We start from the raw sequence: 14,754 nt of genomic DNA, 5'->3' as shown, positions 1-14,754 counted from the left end.
GCTGCCTCGTCCCGCTGCGCCGTTCTGCTCGTTCCGGCCGCCGAGGGGGCGTCCGTGCGCACCGGATCGGGTTCGGCGGGTGGTGTGGTGGCGAACCGCTGTCGCGGACCGGGTTCGGCGCGCTACGGTCTGTGGTCTGGAGGTGGCCGATGGCTGAGCAGCAGACGTGCCCGGGCTGCGGCGGGGCGCGCGGGACGGAGAAGACCGAGCACACCGTCGAGACCGATCCGCAGGGGAGGCAGCAGCCGGTGCGCCGCAGCTACTGGTCGCCCTGCTCGGTGTGCGGCGGGACCGGGGCGGTGCAGCGATGAGGCTGGTCTTCGTCTGCGTGTCCTGCGGCTGCCACTACCTGGTGCCCGCCACCCTGGACTACCCCGACGGCGGCCGGGCCAGCGCCGTCTGGTGCTCCGCCTGCCAGCGCGAGGCCGCCGCGTGCGGCGCCGTCGAACCCGCCGAACTGGCCGCCGTCGCCGTGCTGCTGGCCGTCCGCGCGCTGAAGGCGACGCTGGCCGGCCGCACCGCCGTCCCCGGCCCGCCCGCCGGCGCCGCCCAGGCCGGGCCGGACCGGCGTCCCACCCGGCCCGCCGTCAGTTCCCGCGGCCGCACCCGCCCCGGCGGCGTCCGCACCCGGCTCGGCTGAGACCCGGCCGCGGTCGTTCCTCAGCCCCCGCGACCGGACCGGCCGGAGCCACCGTCCGGGCCGCCGCCCGGCTGGACGGTGCCCGGCTGGACGGTGCCCGGTCGGACGGTGCGCGGGCCGAGCGGTTCCGCCCCCAGCGCCGTCACGCGGGCACGCAGCTCGCGGTCGGCGGTGACGACCAGGCAGCGGCGCCCGGGCCCGGACTCCTCGGCCACCACCCGCACGATCCGGTCGTCACCGCTGCCGGACGCCGCCACCACCCGCACCCCGGGCACCGGTTCGACGCTGCGGGCCGCGCCCTCGACCACCAGAACCACCGTCAGCGGGCCCGGCACGCCCGGCAGCCCGTCCCGGGCGACCGGCACCAGGGCGTCGCGCAGCCGCTGCGCCGCGCCGTGCCGGTCCCGCCACCAGCCGTCCGGGACCGAGCCGACCACGTTCGCGCCGTCCACCACCAGCAGCGGCACCGGGCCGCCGCCGGCGCCGTCGTTCGTCGGGGAATCCAAGGGCTCCATGGGGCCAAGCCTGCCACCTGCCCGGCCCGGTGACGGGCCGACGGCCGGAAAACCCCCTGGTGGGGGTGGGTGGGGGAATGGTACGGACCAGTAACCGGAACCAGGTATTGTCACTTCGGCACCTCGCACGGACCCAGGCATTTCGATCGGACATCTGATGAACCACGGCACCATGGCCCATCTGGACGGCTTCCAGTACGGGTGGGTGAACCCGGTCGTCGCCTACGTCATCGCCTCCGCGGGTGCCGCGATCGGACTGCGGTGCACGGCCCGCGCCCTGACGCTGGAGCCGCGCCAACGCTTCGGCTGGCTGGCGCTCGCCGCCGGGGCCTTCGGCTGCGGCATCTGGTCGATGCACTTCATCGCCATGCTCGGCTTCATGGTGGACTCCTCGACCCTGGTCTACGACATCCCGCTCACCCTGCTCAGCCTGTTCGTCGCCATCGTGGTCGTCGGCCTCGGCATCGGCTACGTCGGCTACCGCGAGAACCGCACCAGCACCCTGCTGACCAGCGGCGTCCTCACCGGCTGCGGCGTCGCGGCGATGCACTACATCGGCATGGCCGCCATGCAGGTCGAGGGCGCGGTCTCCTACGCCGTCCTGCCGGTCGTCGCCTCGGTGGCCATCGCGATCGCCGCCGCCACCGCCGCGCTCTGGATGACCCTGCACGTCAAGGGCCTGCCCGCCGCGCTCGGCGCGGCCCTGGTCGCGGGCGTCGCGGTGGTCGCCATGCACTACACCGCGATGACCGCCGTCACCGTCACCCTCGACGGCCGCCCCGCGGGCACCGGCGTGGCCGCCTCGCAGTTCATCCTCCCGCTCGCCGTCGGCATCGTCGTCGTCCTCACCGTCGCGGGCATCGCCATCGCCATCTCCCCCCAGGACCCCGAGCCGGGCAGCCGCCCCGCCCCCGAGCCGATCCGCATCGACCTCTTCGCCCAGGAACGCCAAGCCCAGCAAGAACGTCAGGCCCAGCAGGAGCACTGGCCCCAGCAGGAGCACTGGCCCCAGCGGGAGTACCGGACCCAGCAGGAACACCGGACCGCGGACGCCAACCACCGGTGACACCCCGGCCGAGGTCGGCCGCCGCTCCGGGCGTTCCGGGGACGGCGGCCCCGGCGCGGGGAAAACGGGCGGCGGTGGGGGAGCGGGGCGTGTGAGGATGCCGGGATGACGACCGGGACGGACGGGTGGCGGCTCCGGGCCGCGGACGGGCGGGACGGGGCGGAGCTGCTCCGGCTCTGGGGGCTGCTGTTCGCGGAGAGGGACGGGGAGCCGGAGGTGTGGCGGCGGCACGCGGCGGAGTGGTTCGCCCGGGCCGTGGCGGACCGTTCCGTCGCCTGCTTCCCGGTGATCGAGGCGGCCGACGGCACGATCGTCGCCACGGCGGTCGGCACCCTCGAACTCGGCGTCCCCAACCCGTACTGCACCACCGGCCGGACGGTCCGGCTGGCGAACGTCATCACCCTCCCCGGGCACCGGGGGCGCGGGCACGGCACCGCGCTGGTGCGCGCGGTGCTGGCGTGGGCCGAGTCCGTCGCCGCCGACCGGGTCGACCTCAGCGCCACACCGGACGGCCTGCGCCTCTACGCGCGGCTCGGGTTCACGCCGACCTCCGCCCCGCGCATGAAGTTCGTCCTGCCGACAGCACCCTGACGGCCCGTCAATTCCCCGGAACGGCTGGGCCGTTGCGGAGGCGGAGCCGGGCGTCGATCCGGTCGACGACCCGGCGGAGTTCACGGGCGCCCCGGGGTGACAGCGCGGACTGCACCGCGTCGAGCAGCGCCCGGGCCTCCAGCGGGTTCCCGCAGCAGTACCAGTGCACGTCGCCCCACGCGTCGCTGTGCCACAACTCCCGGGACGGGAGAGCGACATGGGACTTCCAGCGGTGGACCGCCCGGGCGACGTCCCCCGGGGACAGGTGGTTCCGGGCGCGCTCCAGACGGAGGATCTCGCAGTGGGCCCCGGCGGAGAGGCCGGCGACGGCCGGAACCGCCCCGCGACGGCGGCGGAGGGTGGCCCGGACCCGGCTCGGCGGGTTACGCGGCACGGGCCTTTCGGATGGTGATCACGCGGTCATCGTACCGGCCGCACCGGGGACGCGATCGGCGATTTCCGGGCGGGGGGGCGGCCCGAGTGGCGCAGTCGGCCGATCGGCGGGGTCGCGGCGGTCGACTCCCGGTCAGCCGTGGGTGGTTCGGCGGGGGAGGAGGAGCGCCACCAGGGCGAGGCCGAGGGCGCCGCCGGCGAGTTGGGCGCCGACGAAACCGGGCAGGGAGGCGGGGGCGATCCCGGCGAAGGTGTCGGTGAAGGCGCGGCCGACGGAGACCGCCGGGTTGGCGAAGGAGGTGGAGGAGGTGAACCAGTACGCGGCGCCGATGTAGCAGGCGACCGCGACCGGAGCGTGCCGCAGCAGCCCGTTCCTGGCCAGGCCGAGGACCAGCAGGACCAGGCCGGCGGTGGCGACGACCTCACCGAGCAGGAGGTGCCCGGCGGAACGGTCGTGGGTCGACCACCGCACCGGCGCCTCGCCGAACATCGCGTCGGCGAGGACCGCCCCCGCGATCGCCCCGACGAACTGCGCCGGGACGTACGCGGCCACCTCGCGCACCTTCGGCCCCCCGGGGTCCGCACGGTCGGTCCACCAGGTGGCGAGGGTGACGACGGGGTTGAAGTGGGCACCGGAGACCGGGCCCAGCAGCAGGATCAGCACGCCGAGGCCGAGGACGGTGGCGAGCGAGTCGGCGAGCAGCTGCAGGCCGACGTCCCCCGTGAGCGCGGTGGCCTGGATGCCGGAGCCGACCACGACGGTGACCAGCGCCGCGGTGCCGAACAGTTCGGCGGCCGCGCGACGGGCCAGCGGTACGGCGAGCCGTTCCCCGGCGGCGGCTTCGGTGGCGGCGGGTCTCGTCCGGTCGGTCGTGGTCAACGCGGGTACTCCGGGTACTCCGAGGGGCGGGGTGCGGACGGGGTTCAGCAGGAGCGTTTGCGGCCGGCCATGGCCCGGGCGGTGGCGGCCAGGTCGGCGAGTTCGGCGGCCAGGGCCTCGATCGCGGCGGGCCGCAGCGAGTAGTAGGTGAAGCGCCCGCACGGCTCGGTGTCGACCAGCCCGGCGTCGCGCAGGGCCTTCAGGTGGTTCGACAGGTTGGTCTGCCGGGCCCCCGTCTCGGCGATCAGGTGCGTGGTGCAGAGCGCCTCGCGGGACAGGAGCCGGACGATCCGCATCCGCAGCGGATCGGCCAGGACCTTCCACACATCACCATCGGCTGACATCACCAGGGGATGATACGTTACCGGGCGCCCGACCGAACAAAGGACCGCCGATGACCACCCCGCCGCTCGCCTCCGTGCTGTTCGTCTGCGTCCACAACGCCGGTCGCTCCCAGATGGCCGCCGCCTTCCTCATCCACCTCGCCGGGGACCGCGTCGAGGTCCGCTCGGCCGGCTCCGCACCCGGCCGGGAGGTCAACCCGGCCGCCGTCGCGGCGATGGCCGAGGTCGGCATCGACCTCTCCGCGCAACGGCCGAAGCTCCTCACCGCCGACGCCGTCCGCTCCTCCGACTACGTGATCACCATGGGCTGCGGCGACGCCTGCCCGTACTTCCCCGGCAAGCACTACCGCGACTGGCCCCTCGACGACCCGGCCGGCCGGGGTGTCGAGGCGGTCCGCCCGATCCGCGACGCGATCAGGACCCGGGTCGAGGCCCTGATCGCCGAGATCGACGCCGGGCGTGAGAGCTGACGGTGCGACAGTCGTACGGCCCGGCCCCCGCACAGGGGAGCCGGGGGAACTGACAGTACGACAGTCGTACGGCGCCCGGCGTCAGACCCGGGCGACGACGGCGTAGCGCTCGTCGTCGACCGGGTGGCCCCAGAGCTCCGGTTCGCCGTCCAGGGGGTCGATCCGGAGGTCGGCGACCAGGGGGCGGAGCGTCGCCACGAGGGTGGTGGCGGTGACGCCGCCGTGCCAGGGGAGGCGGTCGGCGCCCGCGGCGTACGGGGCGTCGTCCGGGGCGGCGGATTCGCGCCAGCGGCCCTCGATCAGGACCAGTGTGCCGCCGGGGCGCAGGCGGGCGGTCCAGGCGCGGAGGGCGGCCCCGGGGTCGGGCAGGGTCCACAGGAGGTGGCGGCAGAGCAGGACGTCGAAGCGCTCCTCGCCGGTGGGCGGCAGCGCGGCGTCGCCGAGCAGGAAGCGGGCGGGCAGGCCCGCCGCGGCGAGTTTCGCGGTGGCCAGTTCGAGCATCCGCGGGGCCAGGTCGACCCCCGTCACCCGGTGGCCGCGCCGGGCCAGCAGCAGGGCGAGCGAACCCGTCCCGCAGCCGACGTCCAGCACGTCCGAGGGGCCGTCCGGCACCCAGCCGGCCAACCGCCGCTCCCAGGCCGCCCGGGTGGTCCCGTCGCCCAGGCCGTGGTCGGGCTCCCGGTCGAAGGCGGGCGCGGCGGTGTTCCAGTACGCGGCGATGCCGGTGAGGTTGTCGTCCATCCCAATATTGTCGCGGACCCCACTGACAACGGGCGGCCGGGTACGGGCCGGGTACCGTACGGGGCATGACCAGTGCTCAGCCCGCCTGCCGGTGCGTCATCTGCCACGACTACGGGGACCGGGCGGCGGCCGGGCGGTCCGAGCGGTGGGCGGTCGAGCAGGTCCGGCAGCACGGCTGGGGCGTGGTGATGGTGCCGGCCGACGAGGAGGGGCCGGGGTTCGCGTACACGGTCGGCCTGTGGCACACCCACCGGGCGCCCGAGCTGGCGATGTTCGGACTGGCGGACGTCCACGCGATGCACACGGTGCTCAACGCGCTCGGGGAGCGGGCCGGGGCGGGCGGGCTGGTCGCGGGCCGGGAGCAGCACGGGGTGCTGGCGGACCGGCCGGTGCTGCTGCGGACGGCCGACCTGCGCTGGTACCGGGCGTTCTTCGGGCAGGCGATCGGCTTCCACCGCCGGCCGCCGTTCCCCGTCCTGCAGGTGGTGTGGCCCGACCACCGCGGCCGCCACCCCGGGGACCCGGCCGCCGACCCGGGCTGCCGGGACGCCCAGCCGCAGCTGTGGTTGCGCCCCGCCGAGCACCCGCGCGGGGTCTGGACGGACCTGGCGGAGGGCTGAGCGGGGGCGTCCGTCGTGTCCGGATCCGACAGATCGTTGTCATTGCGGACGGCGCGGGCCCCGGCCGAGGATGGGGGCATGCAGACGGAGCGGCGGGTGGTGATCGCGGTGTTCCCGGACGTCGACCTGCTCGACGTGACCGGGCCGGCCGAGGTGTTCGCGCTGGCGAACCGGGAGAGCGGCGGCCGGGCCGGGTACCGGGTGGAGCTGGCCGCACCGGCCGAGGGGGCGGTGCGCACCTCGGCCGGGGTGCGGCTGGTCGCCGACCTGACGTTCCGCCAGGTCCGGGGCGCGCTGGACACCCTGCTGGTGCCCGGGGCGGTGGAGCCGGGGCCGGACGGGCCCCGGGCCCGGATCGACGCCGAGGTGGTCGACTGGGTCCGCGAGACCGCCCCGCGGGCCCGGCGGGTGGCGTCCGTCTGCGTGGGCGCGCACCTGCTGGCCGCCGCCGGACTGCTGGACGGCCGGACCGCCACCACGCACTGGTCCACCGCCGCGCAACTCGCCGCCGACCACCCCGGCGTGACGGTCGACCCCGACCCGATCTTCGTCCGCTCCGGGCGGGTCTGGACCGGCGCGGGCATCAGCGCCTGCATGGACCTGGCGCTCGCCCTGGTGGCGGAGGACCACGGCGAGGAGCTGGCGCTCGCCGTCGCCCGGCAGCTGGTGATGTACCTCAAGCGGCAGGGCGGGCAGAGCCAGTTCTCGGTGCCGCTCAGCAGCCCGCCCACCGCCCGCCGCGACATCGACGAGCTGCGCCTGTACGTCGCCGAGCACCTGGACGCCGACCTGTCCGCCGCCGCGCTCGCCGGACGGATGTGCCTGAGCGAACGCCACTTCGCCCGGGTCTTCCGCCAGGAGACCGGCAGCACCCCCGCCGCCTACGTGGAGGCCGCCCGGGTCGAGGCCGCCCGCCGCCTGCTGGAAGGCACCGACCACCCGCTCGACCGGGTCGCCGCCGCCTGCGGCCTCGGCTCCGTCGAGACCCTGCACCGCGCGCTGCGCCGCCGCCTGGGCACCACGCCCGCCGCGTACCGCCGCCGCTTCCGCACCGCCGACGCCTGAGCGCAGGCGCATCCCCCCAGGACTTCTGACCGACGGTCAGGGACCCACCCGCACGACGAGGAGATTAATGTCATGAGCACGACCGAAGCGTCCACCACGCTGCGCCGGGTGATCGGACTGGACGACACCCCGCCCCGGCTGGCCGACGCCACCCTGGTCCTGATCGACTACCAGAACACCTACCGCGAGGGCGTGATGGCGCTGGCGGGCGCCGAGCAGGCGCTCGCCGCCGGGGCCCGGCTGCTCGCGGCGGCCCGCGCCGCCGGGACCCCGGTGGTGCACGTGGTCAACGACGGCGGCCCCGGCACGCCGTACGACGTCCGGGCCGAGATCGGGGCGATCAGCGGGCCGGTGGCCCCGGTGGCGGGGGAGCCGGTGGTGGTCAAGGGGTTCCCGGACGCCTTCCACGACACCGGGCTGGCGAAGGCGCTGGCGGCCGCCGGGGCCGGTCCGGACCGCCCCGACCTGGTGATCGCCGGGTTCATGACCCACATGTGCGTGCAGTTCACCGCCCAGGGCGCCTTCCGCGAGGGCTACCGCCCGACGGTGGTCGCCGAAGCCTGCGCCACCCGCGCTCTCCCCGGCCCGGACGGGACGACCGTGCCGGCGGCCGCGCTGCACGAGGCGGCGCTGACCACCGTCGGGGACCTGTTCGGCACCGTGGTCCGGACGGTCGCCGACCTCAGCGACTGAGGACGGCGGCCGGCCCGGTGGCGGCCCCGGGCGCGGGGGCGGGGGCCTGCGCGGCCAGGCGGGCGGCGGCGGAGCGGCGCTGCGCGTAGGCCGCCGCCGCGGTCGCCGCGCCCAGGGCGAGCCAGCCCGCCGGGCCGGCGGCCAGCACCGCGCCGGTCAGCAGCAGCGGGCCCGCCGCCTTCTCGGTGGACTGCGCCATCCCCGCCACGCCCAGGTACTCGGCCCGGGCCCGCTCCGGGGCGAGCGCGACCGACAGCTCCCAGGACACCACCGAGCGCAGCAGCTCGGCGAAGGTCACCAGGACGGCCGCGAGCAGCAGGAGCAGCGAGGCGGCGACCGGCCCGCTCGGCGCGGCGAGGGCCGCCGCCGCGCAGGTGCCGAGCACCGCGAACCCGTACAGCGGGACGGCGCGCACCGCCTGACGGGGTGTCCGGACCAGGGCCGAGACCCGGAGCTGGCTGACCACCACCAGTACCGTGTTGAGCGCCAGGAAGGCCGGGACCAGGGCGTGCGGCGCGCCGGTCGCGTGGATCAGCCAGAGCGGCAGGCCGACGTTGAGGATCGCGTCGTCGATGGTCAGCGCGCAGTCCAGGGCGACGAAGCGCAGGTAGCCGCCGTCCCGCCACGGGCTGGGCCGGGGCCCGTCCGCGGCGGCCGCCGCCGGCCCGGGGCGGTCGCTGCCCGCGACCACCCGGGCGTCCCGGCGCGGCTCGCGGATCGCCGCCACCAGCGCGGTGGCGACCAGGTAGGAGGCCACGTCGGCGAGCAGCAGTGCCCGGTACGCGGTCGGGGTGCCGACCGCCAGGCCGATCGCGGCCAGGCCCGCGCCCGCCGCGTAGCCCGCGTTCATCGCGGTCCGGGACAGCGCCCGGTAGACCGAGCGCCGCTCGCCCGCGACCTCGGTGGCGAACAGCATCTCCATCGCCCGGGCCGCCCGGTCGCCCAGCGCGTTCACCGCGACCGCGAGCAGCAGCGGCGCGAAGGAGTGGCAGAACAGCACGGCCGCCAGCGCCAGCGCCCGCAACAGGTGACAGCCCATCAGCACCGGCCGCCCCCCGAAGGACGCGGCCAGCCGCCCCGCGATCGGCGACCCGGCGATCCCCGCGACCGAGGCCGCGCCCAGCAGCAGGCCGACCCGGCCCGCCGTCAGGTGGCCGACCTCGGTGAAGTACAGCACGCAGGCCGCCGCCCAGACGCCCGAGCCCGTCCGGTCGGTGAACAGCGACACCAGCATGGTGCGCCCCGCCCGGCCGCCCGGCGGCCTCCGCACCTGGGCCAGCAGCCCCGTCCGGTGCCCGTCCTCGCGCATGGTGCTCCCCGTTCCGTCCGGCCGTCCGTGTACGGGAGCACTCTGCCGCAGAATTGTCTTGATATCAAGATGCTTGATGTCGAGAGGAAGCGGTTCGACGGCGTGCTGGGGAGACCCGCCCCCGCCGGCGGACCAGCACCGCCGCGCCCGCGCACACCGGCACCGGCAGCAGCAACGCCAGCGCCGCACCCGGCCGGTCCGGCGGCGCCGACGCCGCGCCCAGCACCGCCACCCCCAGCGAGGAACCCACCTGTCGGACGGCGTTCAACAGGCCGCTCGCCGACCCCGCCGCCCCGGCCGGGGCCGCCCCCACCACCGCCGCCACCAGGGCCGGCAGCGCCAGCGCCACCCCGAACCCGACCGCCCCCAGCGCCACCGCCAGCACCGGGTACGGCGCCCCGCCGCCCACCGCGGCCGCCGCCCCCGCACAGCCCGCCGCCAGCAGCACCAGCCCCGCCGCCACCGGACGCCACGGCCCCAGCCGCGCCACCAGACGACCCGTCAGCAGCAGCGGCACGCAGGCCGGCGACAGCGTCATCGGCAGGAACGCCGCCCCCGCCCCCGCCACCGACCAGGACCACACCCGGACGAACAGCAGCGGCAGCACGAACAGCACCCCCAGCAGCGTGAACCCCACCGCCGCGCCCGCCAGCAGCGCCGTCCGCATCCCCGGCACCAGCACCGTCCGCGCCAACTCCCCGCCGCCCCGCCGCTCCCGGCGGACGAAGCCGCCGCCCGCCAGCAGCGCGCCCGCCCCCGACAGCACCGCGTGCCACCCCGCGCCCGCGCCCGCCGCGATCAGCGCGTCCGTCAGCAGCGCCAGCGCCGCCGCCAGCGCGCCCTGCGACCACCAGTCCGTCCGCCGCGCCCGGCGCGGCACCCGCAGACCCCGGGACGCCGTCAGCGCCAGCACCAGCACGGTCAGCGGCACGTTCAGCCAGAACACCGACCGCCAGCCGAACCAGCCCACCAGCGCGCCGCCGACCACCGGACCGCAGGCCATCGCCGCGCCGCTCACCCCCGCCCACACCGACACCGCCCGGGCCCGCTCCGCCGCCACCGGGTACAGCACCCCCAGCAGCGCCGTCCCCGCCGGCACCGACAGCGCCGCCGCCACCCCCAGCAGCGCCCGCAACCCCACCAGCGCCCACAGCCCCGGCGCCAGCGCACACCCCAGCGAGAGTGCGCCGAACGCCGCCGCGCCCCACCGGAACAGCCGGTCCGCGCCGCACCGGTCCGCCGCCGCGCCCGCCGCCGGCAGCGCCGCCCCGAACGCCACCAGGTACGCCGACACCACCCACTGCAGCGCCGCCGTCGAACTCCCCGGCTCCCGGGCCAGCCCGGGCTCCGCGACCGCGAGCACCGTGGTGTCCAGCAGCACCGCGAAGTAGGAGAGCGCGAGCCCGAGCAGCACCCGGGAGCGGACCCGCCCGCCCGGCGGGGCGGCGACGGCAGTGGCGGCAGTGGCGGTACTGGACACGGAGCATTCCCCCGGTGGAGTTCGACGTCGATGCGGCCCCAACTCTGCTGGCGACGGCGTACCTTGATCCACCGGCGGCGGCGAACGCGGCGTTCGGAAGAACCGAACGCGTATCCTGGGCAGCCCCGGCGGAAAGGGAACGGGCCATGGAACTACGGCAGCTGCGGACCTTCGAGGCGGTCGTCGCGCACCGCACCGTCACCGAGGCCGCCGCCGCGCTCGGCCTCGCCCCCTCCTCGGTCTCCGAACAGGTCCGCGCCCTCGAAACCTCCCTCGGCACCGCCCTGTTCGACCGCCGCCCGCGCGGCATGACCCTCACCCCCGCCGGGCGGCGCCTGCTGCCCTGGGCCGCCCGGCTGCGCGAACAGGCCGAACGGGCCCGGCGCGAGACCGTCGCCGCGCACCCCGTCGTCCGGCTCGGCGCGCTGGAGACCCTGGCGGCCGTCCACCTCCCCGCCCTGCTCGCCGAACTCGCCGACCGGCGGCCGGAGTTGTCCACCGAAGTGCACACCGGGCAGGTCCGCGACGCGCTGCTCGCCGAACTCGCCGACGGCGCCCTCGACGCCGTCCTGCTGCTCGACACCGCCGGACCGCTCGGCGAACTCGGCTTCCCCGTACCGCCCGTGGCCCTCGACCACCTCGACCTCCAGGACGTCCCGCTCGCCCTGGTCGCCGCCCCCGACCACCCCCACCGCCGCACCACCGGGCTGCGCCCCGCCGACCTCCGCCCCGCCCGCCTGCTGGTCGGCGACCCCGCCTGCTCCTTCACCCTGGCCGGCCACCGCCACTTCGGCCCCCACCTCGAACGCCTCCGCACCGGCGGCCCCGCGGTCACCCGCGCCTGCGTCGAACGCGGCCTCGGCGTCGCCCTGCTGCCGGAGTTCACCGTCCACGACCACCTCGCCGCCGGCACCCTCACCCGCCTCCGGCTCGCCGACCCGCCACCCCCGCTCCGGCTCCGGCTGGTCTGGCGCCACGGCGAGGACGCCACCCTCCCCGGCCTCCGCGAAGTCCTCTACGCCATCGGCGCCACCACCCCGGCGGGCGGGACGCCCCCCACTGAGCGCCCGACGCACGCGGTCGGCCGGCAGCCGTAGCGGCCGGGCCCGGGCACGACGTCCCCACGGCGCTGTCCGTGCTGTTCACGGGACCTCCGGGCTGGGGTCAGAGCACCGGTTGGATGTCGCCCGTGGTGACGGTGGCGCGGGTGGTCAGGTCGCCCGGCGGGATGCCGGGGTGGTGGCGGGGGCCGCCGGGGGCGGTGGGGGAGGGGGCGGCCAGCGAGATCCGGGAGACGATCCGGTAGCGGTCGCCCCGGTAGAGGGAGTGGACGTACTCGACCGGGCGGCCCGTCGCGTCGGTGGTCAGCCGCTCGAAGCGGAGCGCCGGGGAGAGCGGCGGGACGGACAGCACCCGGGCCTCGCGCTCGGAGACGACGGTCGGCTCGATCGCCTGGACGGCCTCGTGCACCCGGACCCCGTGCGCCGCCAGCAACTCGTAGAAGTCGCCGCCCTCCAGGTCCGCCGGGGACAGGCCGGGGACCAGCTCGGCCGGGACGTGCAGGTGCTCGATCGCCATCGGCTCGCCGTCCACCAGCCGCAGCAGCGCGACCCGCAGGACGCCCGCGGCGGGGGAGAGCCGCAGCTTGCGGCCGATCGCCGCCCCCGCCGGCAGCGGGGTGAACTCCAGCACCCGGCTGGTCCAACTCCCCGCCGCGCGCGGCACGGTGAAGGCCGGCTCCGGGCCGCCGGCCGGGGCCAGCTCCTGCACGATCCTGGCGGGGGCGACGAACATGCCCCGCCCGTGCTCGCGCACCAGCAGCCCCGCCCCGACCAGGTCGTCCACCCCCGCGCGCAGCGTCGGCCGGGAGACGCCGAGCCGGGCGCAGAGCGTGCGCTCGGACGGGACCGGGTCGCCGGGCGTCAACGACTCGACCAGCTCGCGCAGGTACTCCCGGACCTGGTCCCGCTTCAGCCCCGCGCCGCCGGACACCTCGGACACCTCGGACACCGTGGCCCACCCCTTCGCCGCCCACCGGTCACGCCGTACCAGACCAGTTCACGGATGTTACCAGTGCGGGGGAGCCGCGCCGAGTGCCCGGCAACAGATGGTTTCAGCAGGTGGGACGAAGTTTCGGGGGCCTTGACGAGGGGTCACGTCCGTGCCACCGTCTCCCAAGGTGCACCTGACCAGTTGGCACAACTGGTAAAGCGCCGGTTCCCCGCCGCTCCCACCGGAAGAAGAGCACCCCCGTGATCCTGCCGACCCCGGTCGACCTCGTCCCCGCCGCCGGGCGGTTCACCCTCACCGAACGGACCACCGTCCGCGCCGAGGGCGAGGCCGCCGCCGTCGCCGACCTGCTGCGCACCCTGCTCCGCCCCGCCACCGGCCTGCCCCTGGCCCCCGGCGCGGACAGCACGGACGACGCCGACGGCGCGGACGGCACCGTGGTCCTCACCCTCGACCCCGCCGCGCGGGACCTCGGCGAGGAGGGCTACCGGCTCACCGTCGACCCGTCCCGGGCGGTGCTGCTCGCCGCCCGGCCCGCCGGCCTGCGGCACGCCGTCCAGACGCTCCGTCAACTGCTGCCGCCCGAGGCCCTCGGCGGACGCCCCGCCCCCGGCACCGCGTGGAGCCTGCCCGCCGTCCGGATCACCGACCGGCCCCGGCACGCCTGGCGCGGATTCATGATCGACACGGCCCGGCACTTCCAGCCGGTCGACCGCCTGCTCGCCGCCGTCGACCGGATCGCCCTGCACAAGCTGAACGTGCTGCACCTGCACCTGACCGACGACCAGGGCTGGCGGCTGCCCGTCGACGCCTACCCCCGCCTCACCGAGGTCGGTTCCGTCCGCGCCCGCAGCATGGTCGGCCGGGCCGGCTCCCCGCACTACGACGACCTGCCGCACGGAGGCGCCTACACCAAGGCCGAACTGCGCCACCTGGTGGCGTACGCGGCCGAGCGCGGCGTCACCGTCGTCCCCGAGATCGACATGCCCGGCCACACCCGGGCCGCGCTCGCCGCCTACCCGCACCTCGGCAACCACCCGGAGCGGCGGCTCGACGTGTGGACCGAGTGGGGCGTGTGCGAGACCGTGCTCGGCGTGCACGACGAGGTGCTCGCGTTCTGCCGCACCGTGCTGGACGAGACCATGGAGCTGTTCCCCTCCCGCTACGTCCACCTCGGCGGGGACGAGTGCCCCAGCACCGAGTGGGAGACCGCCCCCGCCGCCCGGGCCCGGGCCGCCGAGCTCGGCCTGGCCGCACCCGCCCGGCTGCGCGGCTGGTTCCTCGGCGAGGTCGGCCGGCACCTGCTGGCGGCCGGCCGGACCCCGGTCTGCTGGGCCGAGGCCGACGGCGCCACCCTGCCCGTCGAGTTCACCGTGATGCCCTGGCGGGACGCCGAGCACGGCCGGGAGGCCGCCCGGCGCGGCCACGACATCGTGATGGCCCCGCACCGCGCCACCTACCTCGACTACCCCCGCTCCGACCGCCCCGAGGAACCGCTCGGCCAGGCCGGACACGTCCTCGACCTGCCCACCGCGCACGCCCACCGGGCCGCCCCCGCGCACTGGAGCGACGCCGAACGGGCCCGGGTCCTCGGCACCCAGGCCCAGCTGTGGACCGAATTCGTCACCACCGCCGAGCACTTCGACCGTCTCGCCTACCCCCGCCTGTGCGCCCTCGCCGACCGCGCCTGGAACCCCGACAGCGACTACGCCCGGGACTTCCTGCCCGCGCTCGCCGCCCACCGCCACCGGCTCGCCGCCCTCGGCGTCCAGGGCGTGCTCGACGGCCGGGACGTGCTCGACGGCCGGGACGTGCTCGACGGCCGGGGCGTGCTCGGCGGTCGGGGTGGGCTCGGCGCCCGGTCCGACGTCCGCTGCTGACGGCCGGTCACCGGCACCGGGGCGCCCCGGGACCGCACGGTCCCGGGGCGCCCCGCG

The 14,754-nt window shown here is 76.6% G+C and carries 18 protein-coding genes; 10 read left to right on the top strand and 8 right to left on the bottom strand.

Translation table 11 applies throughout. The annotated features are described in order from the left end of the window. Positions 1 to 149: 149 nt before the first annotated feature. Positions 150 to 311, top strand: a complete 162-nt coding sequence (locus ACIOHG_RS26000) for a hypothetical protein (protein WP_400954019.1) — start codon at positions 150 to 152, stop codon at positions 309 to 311. Continuing rightward, positions 308 to 640, top strand: coding sequence for a hypothetical protein (locus ACIOHG_RS25995; protein ID WP_400954018.1), 333 nt, complete (start codon positions 308 to 310; stop codon positions 638 to 640). Before ACIOHG_RS26000 ends, ACIOHG_RS25995 begins: the two co-directional genes overlap by 4 nt. A gap of 20 nt (positions 641 to 660) precedes the next feature. Here the strand turns inward: ACIOHG_RS25995 and ACIOHG_RS25990 are convergent, their stop codons facing one another. Continuing rightward, positions 661 to 1,155 carry an NTP pyrophosphohydrolase gene (locus ACIOHG_RS25990; RefSeq protein ID WP_400954017.1) on the bottom strand — a complete coding sequence of 165 codons (495 nt, stop codon included), beginning with the start codon at positions 1,153 to 1,155 and terminating at the stop codon, positions 661 to 663. Positions 1,156 to 1,312: 157 nt separating this feature from the next. Between ACIOHG_RS25990 and ACIOHG_RS25985 the strand changes: the two genes are divergently transcribed. Continuing rightward, a complete protein-coding gene (locus tag ACIOHG_RS25985) occupies positions 1,313 to 2,221 on the top strand; it encodes an MHYT domain-containing protein (RefSeq protein ID WP_400954016.1) in 909 nt (302 codons plus the stop codon). 105 nt (positions 2,222 to 2,326) lie between these two features. Next, complete coding sequence (locus ACIOHG_RS25980) at positions 2,327 to 2,812, top strand: GNAT family N-acetyltransferase (protein ID WP_400954015.1); 486 nt, start codon at positions 2,327 to 2,329, stop codon at positions 2,810 to 2,812. 7 nt (positions 2,813 to 2,819) lie between these two features. On the opposite strand, the gene ACIOHG_RS25975 is transcribed toward ACIOHG_RS25980, so the two are convergent. The 3 genes from ACIOHG_RS25975 to ACIOHG_RS25965 all read right to left on the bottom strand — a co-directional run bounded on the left by ACIOHG_RS25975 (position 2,820) and on the right by ACIOHG_RS25965 (position 4,435). After that, positions 2,820 to 3,206 (bottom strand): hypothetical protein, encoded by a 387-nt coding sequence (locus ACIOHG_RS25975; RefSeq protein WP_400954014.1) that lies wholly within the window; start codon positions 3,204 to 3,206, stop codon positions 2,820 to 2,822. Positions 3,207 to 3,338: 132 nt separating this feature from the next. Continuing rightward, positions 3,339 to 4,016 (bottom strand): aquaporin, encoded by a 678-nt coding sequence (locus tag ACIOHG_RS25970; protein ID WP_400954099.1) that lies wholly within the window; start codon positions 4,014 to 4,016, stop codon positions 3,339 to 3,341. A 113-nt stretch (positions 4,017 to 4,129) separates the two neighbouring features. Then, the gene (locus ACIOHG_RS25965; protein ID WP_400954098.1) at positions 4,130 to 4,435 is read right to left on the bottom strand and encodes an ArsR/SmtB family transcription factor; all 306 of its coding nucleotides are present in this window, start codon (positions 4,433 to 4,435) and stop codon (positions 4,130 to 4,132) included. Positions 4,436 to 4,479: 44 nt separating this feature from the next. Between ACIOHG_RS25965 and ACIOHG_RS25960 the strand changes: the two genes are divergently transcribed. Next, complete coding sequence (locus ACIOHG_RS25960) at positions 4,480 to 4,899, top strand: arsenate reductase ArsC (RefSeq protein ID WP_400954013.1); 420 nt, start codon at positions 4,480 to 4,482, stop codon at positions 4,897 to 4,899. Between the two features lie 81 nt (positions 4,900 to 4,980). On the opposite strand, the gene ACIOHG_RS25955 is transcribed toward ACIOHG_RS25960, so the two are convergent. Next, positions 4,981 to 5,640 (bottom strand): class I SAM-dependent methyltransferase, encoded by a 660-nt coding sequence (locus tag ACIOHG_RS25955; protein ID WP_400954012.1) that lies wholly within the window; start codon positions 5,638 to 5,640, stop codon positions 4,981 to 4,983. A 65-nt stretch (positions 5,641 to 5,705) separates the two neighbouring features. Between ACIOHG_RS25955 and ACIOHG_RS25950 the strand changes: the two genes are divergently transcribed. From ACIOHG_RS25950 to ACIOHG_RS25940, 3 genes are all read left to right on the top strand, one after another. Then, positions 5,706 to 6,260, top strand: a complete 555-nt coding sequence (locus ACIOHG_RS25950) for a DUF4262 domain-containing protein (protein ID WP_400954011.1) — start codon at positions 5,706 to 5,708, stop codon at positions 6,258 to 6,260. A gap of 78 nt (positions 6,261 to 6,338) precedes the next feature. Beyond that, a complete protein-coding gene (locus ACIOHG_RS25945) occupies positions 6,339 to 7,325 on the top strand; it encodes a GlxA family transcriptional regulator (RefSeq protein WP_400954010.1) in 987 nt (328 codons plus the stop codon). A 72-nt stretch (positions 7,326 to 7,397) separates the two neighbouring features. Then, entirely contained in the window at positions 7,398 to 8,018 is a 621-nt protein-coding gene (locus ACIOHG_RS25940) for an isochorismatase family protein (RefSeq protein WP_400954009.1), read from the top strand. On the opposite strand, the gene ACIOHG_RS25935 is transcribed toward ACIOHG_RS25940, so the two are convergent. Next, a complete protein-coding gene (locus tag ACIOHG_RS25935) occupies positions 8,008 to 9,327 on the bottom strand; it encodes an MFS transporter (RefSeq protein ID WP_400954008.1) in 1,320 nt (439 codons plus the stop codon). The genes ACIOHG_RS25940 and ACIOHG_RS25935 overlap by 11 nt on opposite strands. 64 nt (positions 9,328 to 9,391) lie before the next feature. Next, a complete protein-coding gene (locus ACIOHG_RS25930; RefSeq protein WP_400954007.1) occupies positions 9,392 to 10,807 on the bottom strand; it encodes an MFS transporter in 1,416 nt (471 codons plus the stop codon). A gap of 146 nt (positions 10,808 to 10,953) precedes the next feature. Here ACIOHG_RS25930 and ACIOHG_RS25925 point away from each other — a divergent pair, with 146 nt between their 5' ends. After that, positions 10,954 to 11,904, top strand: coding sequence for a LysR family transcriptional regulator (locus tag ACIOHG_RS25925; protein WP_400954006.1), 951 nt, complete (start codon positions 10,954 to 10,956; stop codon positions 11,902 to 11,904). Positions 11,905 to 11,971: 67 nt separating this feature from the next. Here ACIOHG_RS25925 and ACIOHG_RS25920 read toward each other — a convergent pair whose 3' ends face one another. Next, the gene (locus ACIOHG_RS25920; protein ID WP_400954097.1) at positions 11,972 to 12,808 is read right to left on the bottom strand and encodes a GntR family transcriptional regulator; all 837 of its coding nucleotides are present in this window, start codon (positions 12,806 to 12,808) and stop codon (positions 11,972 to 11,974) included. A gap of 251 nt (positions 12,809 to 13,059) precedes the next feature. Here ACIOHG_RS25920 and ACIOHG_RS25915 point away from each other — a divergent pair, with 251 nt between their 5' ends. Further along, on the top strand, positions 13,060 to 14,697 hold the full coding sequence (locus ACIOHG_RS25915) for a beta-N-acetylhexosaminidase (RefSeq protein WP_400954005.1): 1,638 nt from the start codon (positions 13,060 to 13,062) through the stop codon (positions 14,695 to 14,697). The last annotated feature ends 57 nt before the right edge of the window (positions 14,698 to 14,754 follow it).

The sequence above is a fragment of the Kitasatospora sp. NPDC088134 genome (assembly GCF_044741705.1).
In the GTDB taxonomy this organism is placed as follows: Bacteria; Actinomycetota; Actinomycetes; order Streptomycetales; family Streptomycetaceae; genus Kitasatospora.
This window is presented reverse-complemented; position numbering and strand designations above follow the sequence as displayed.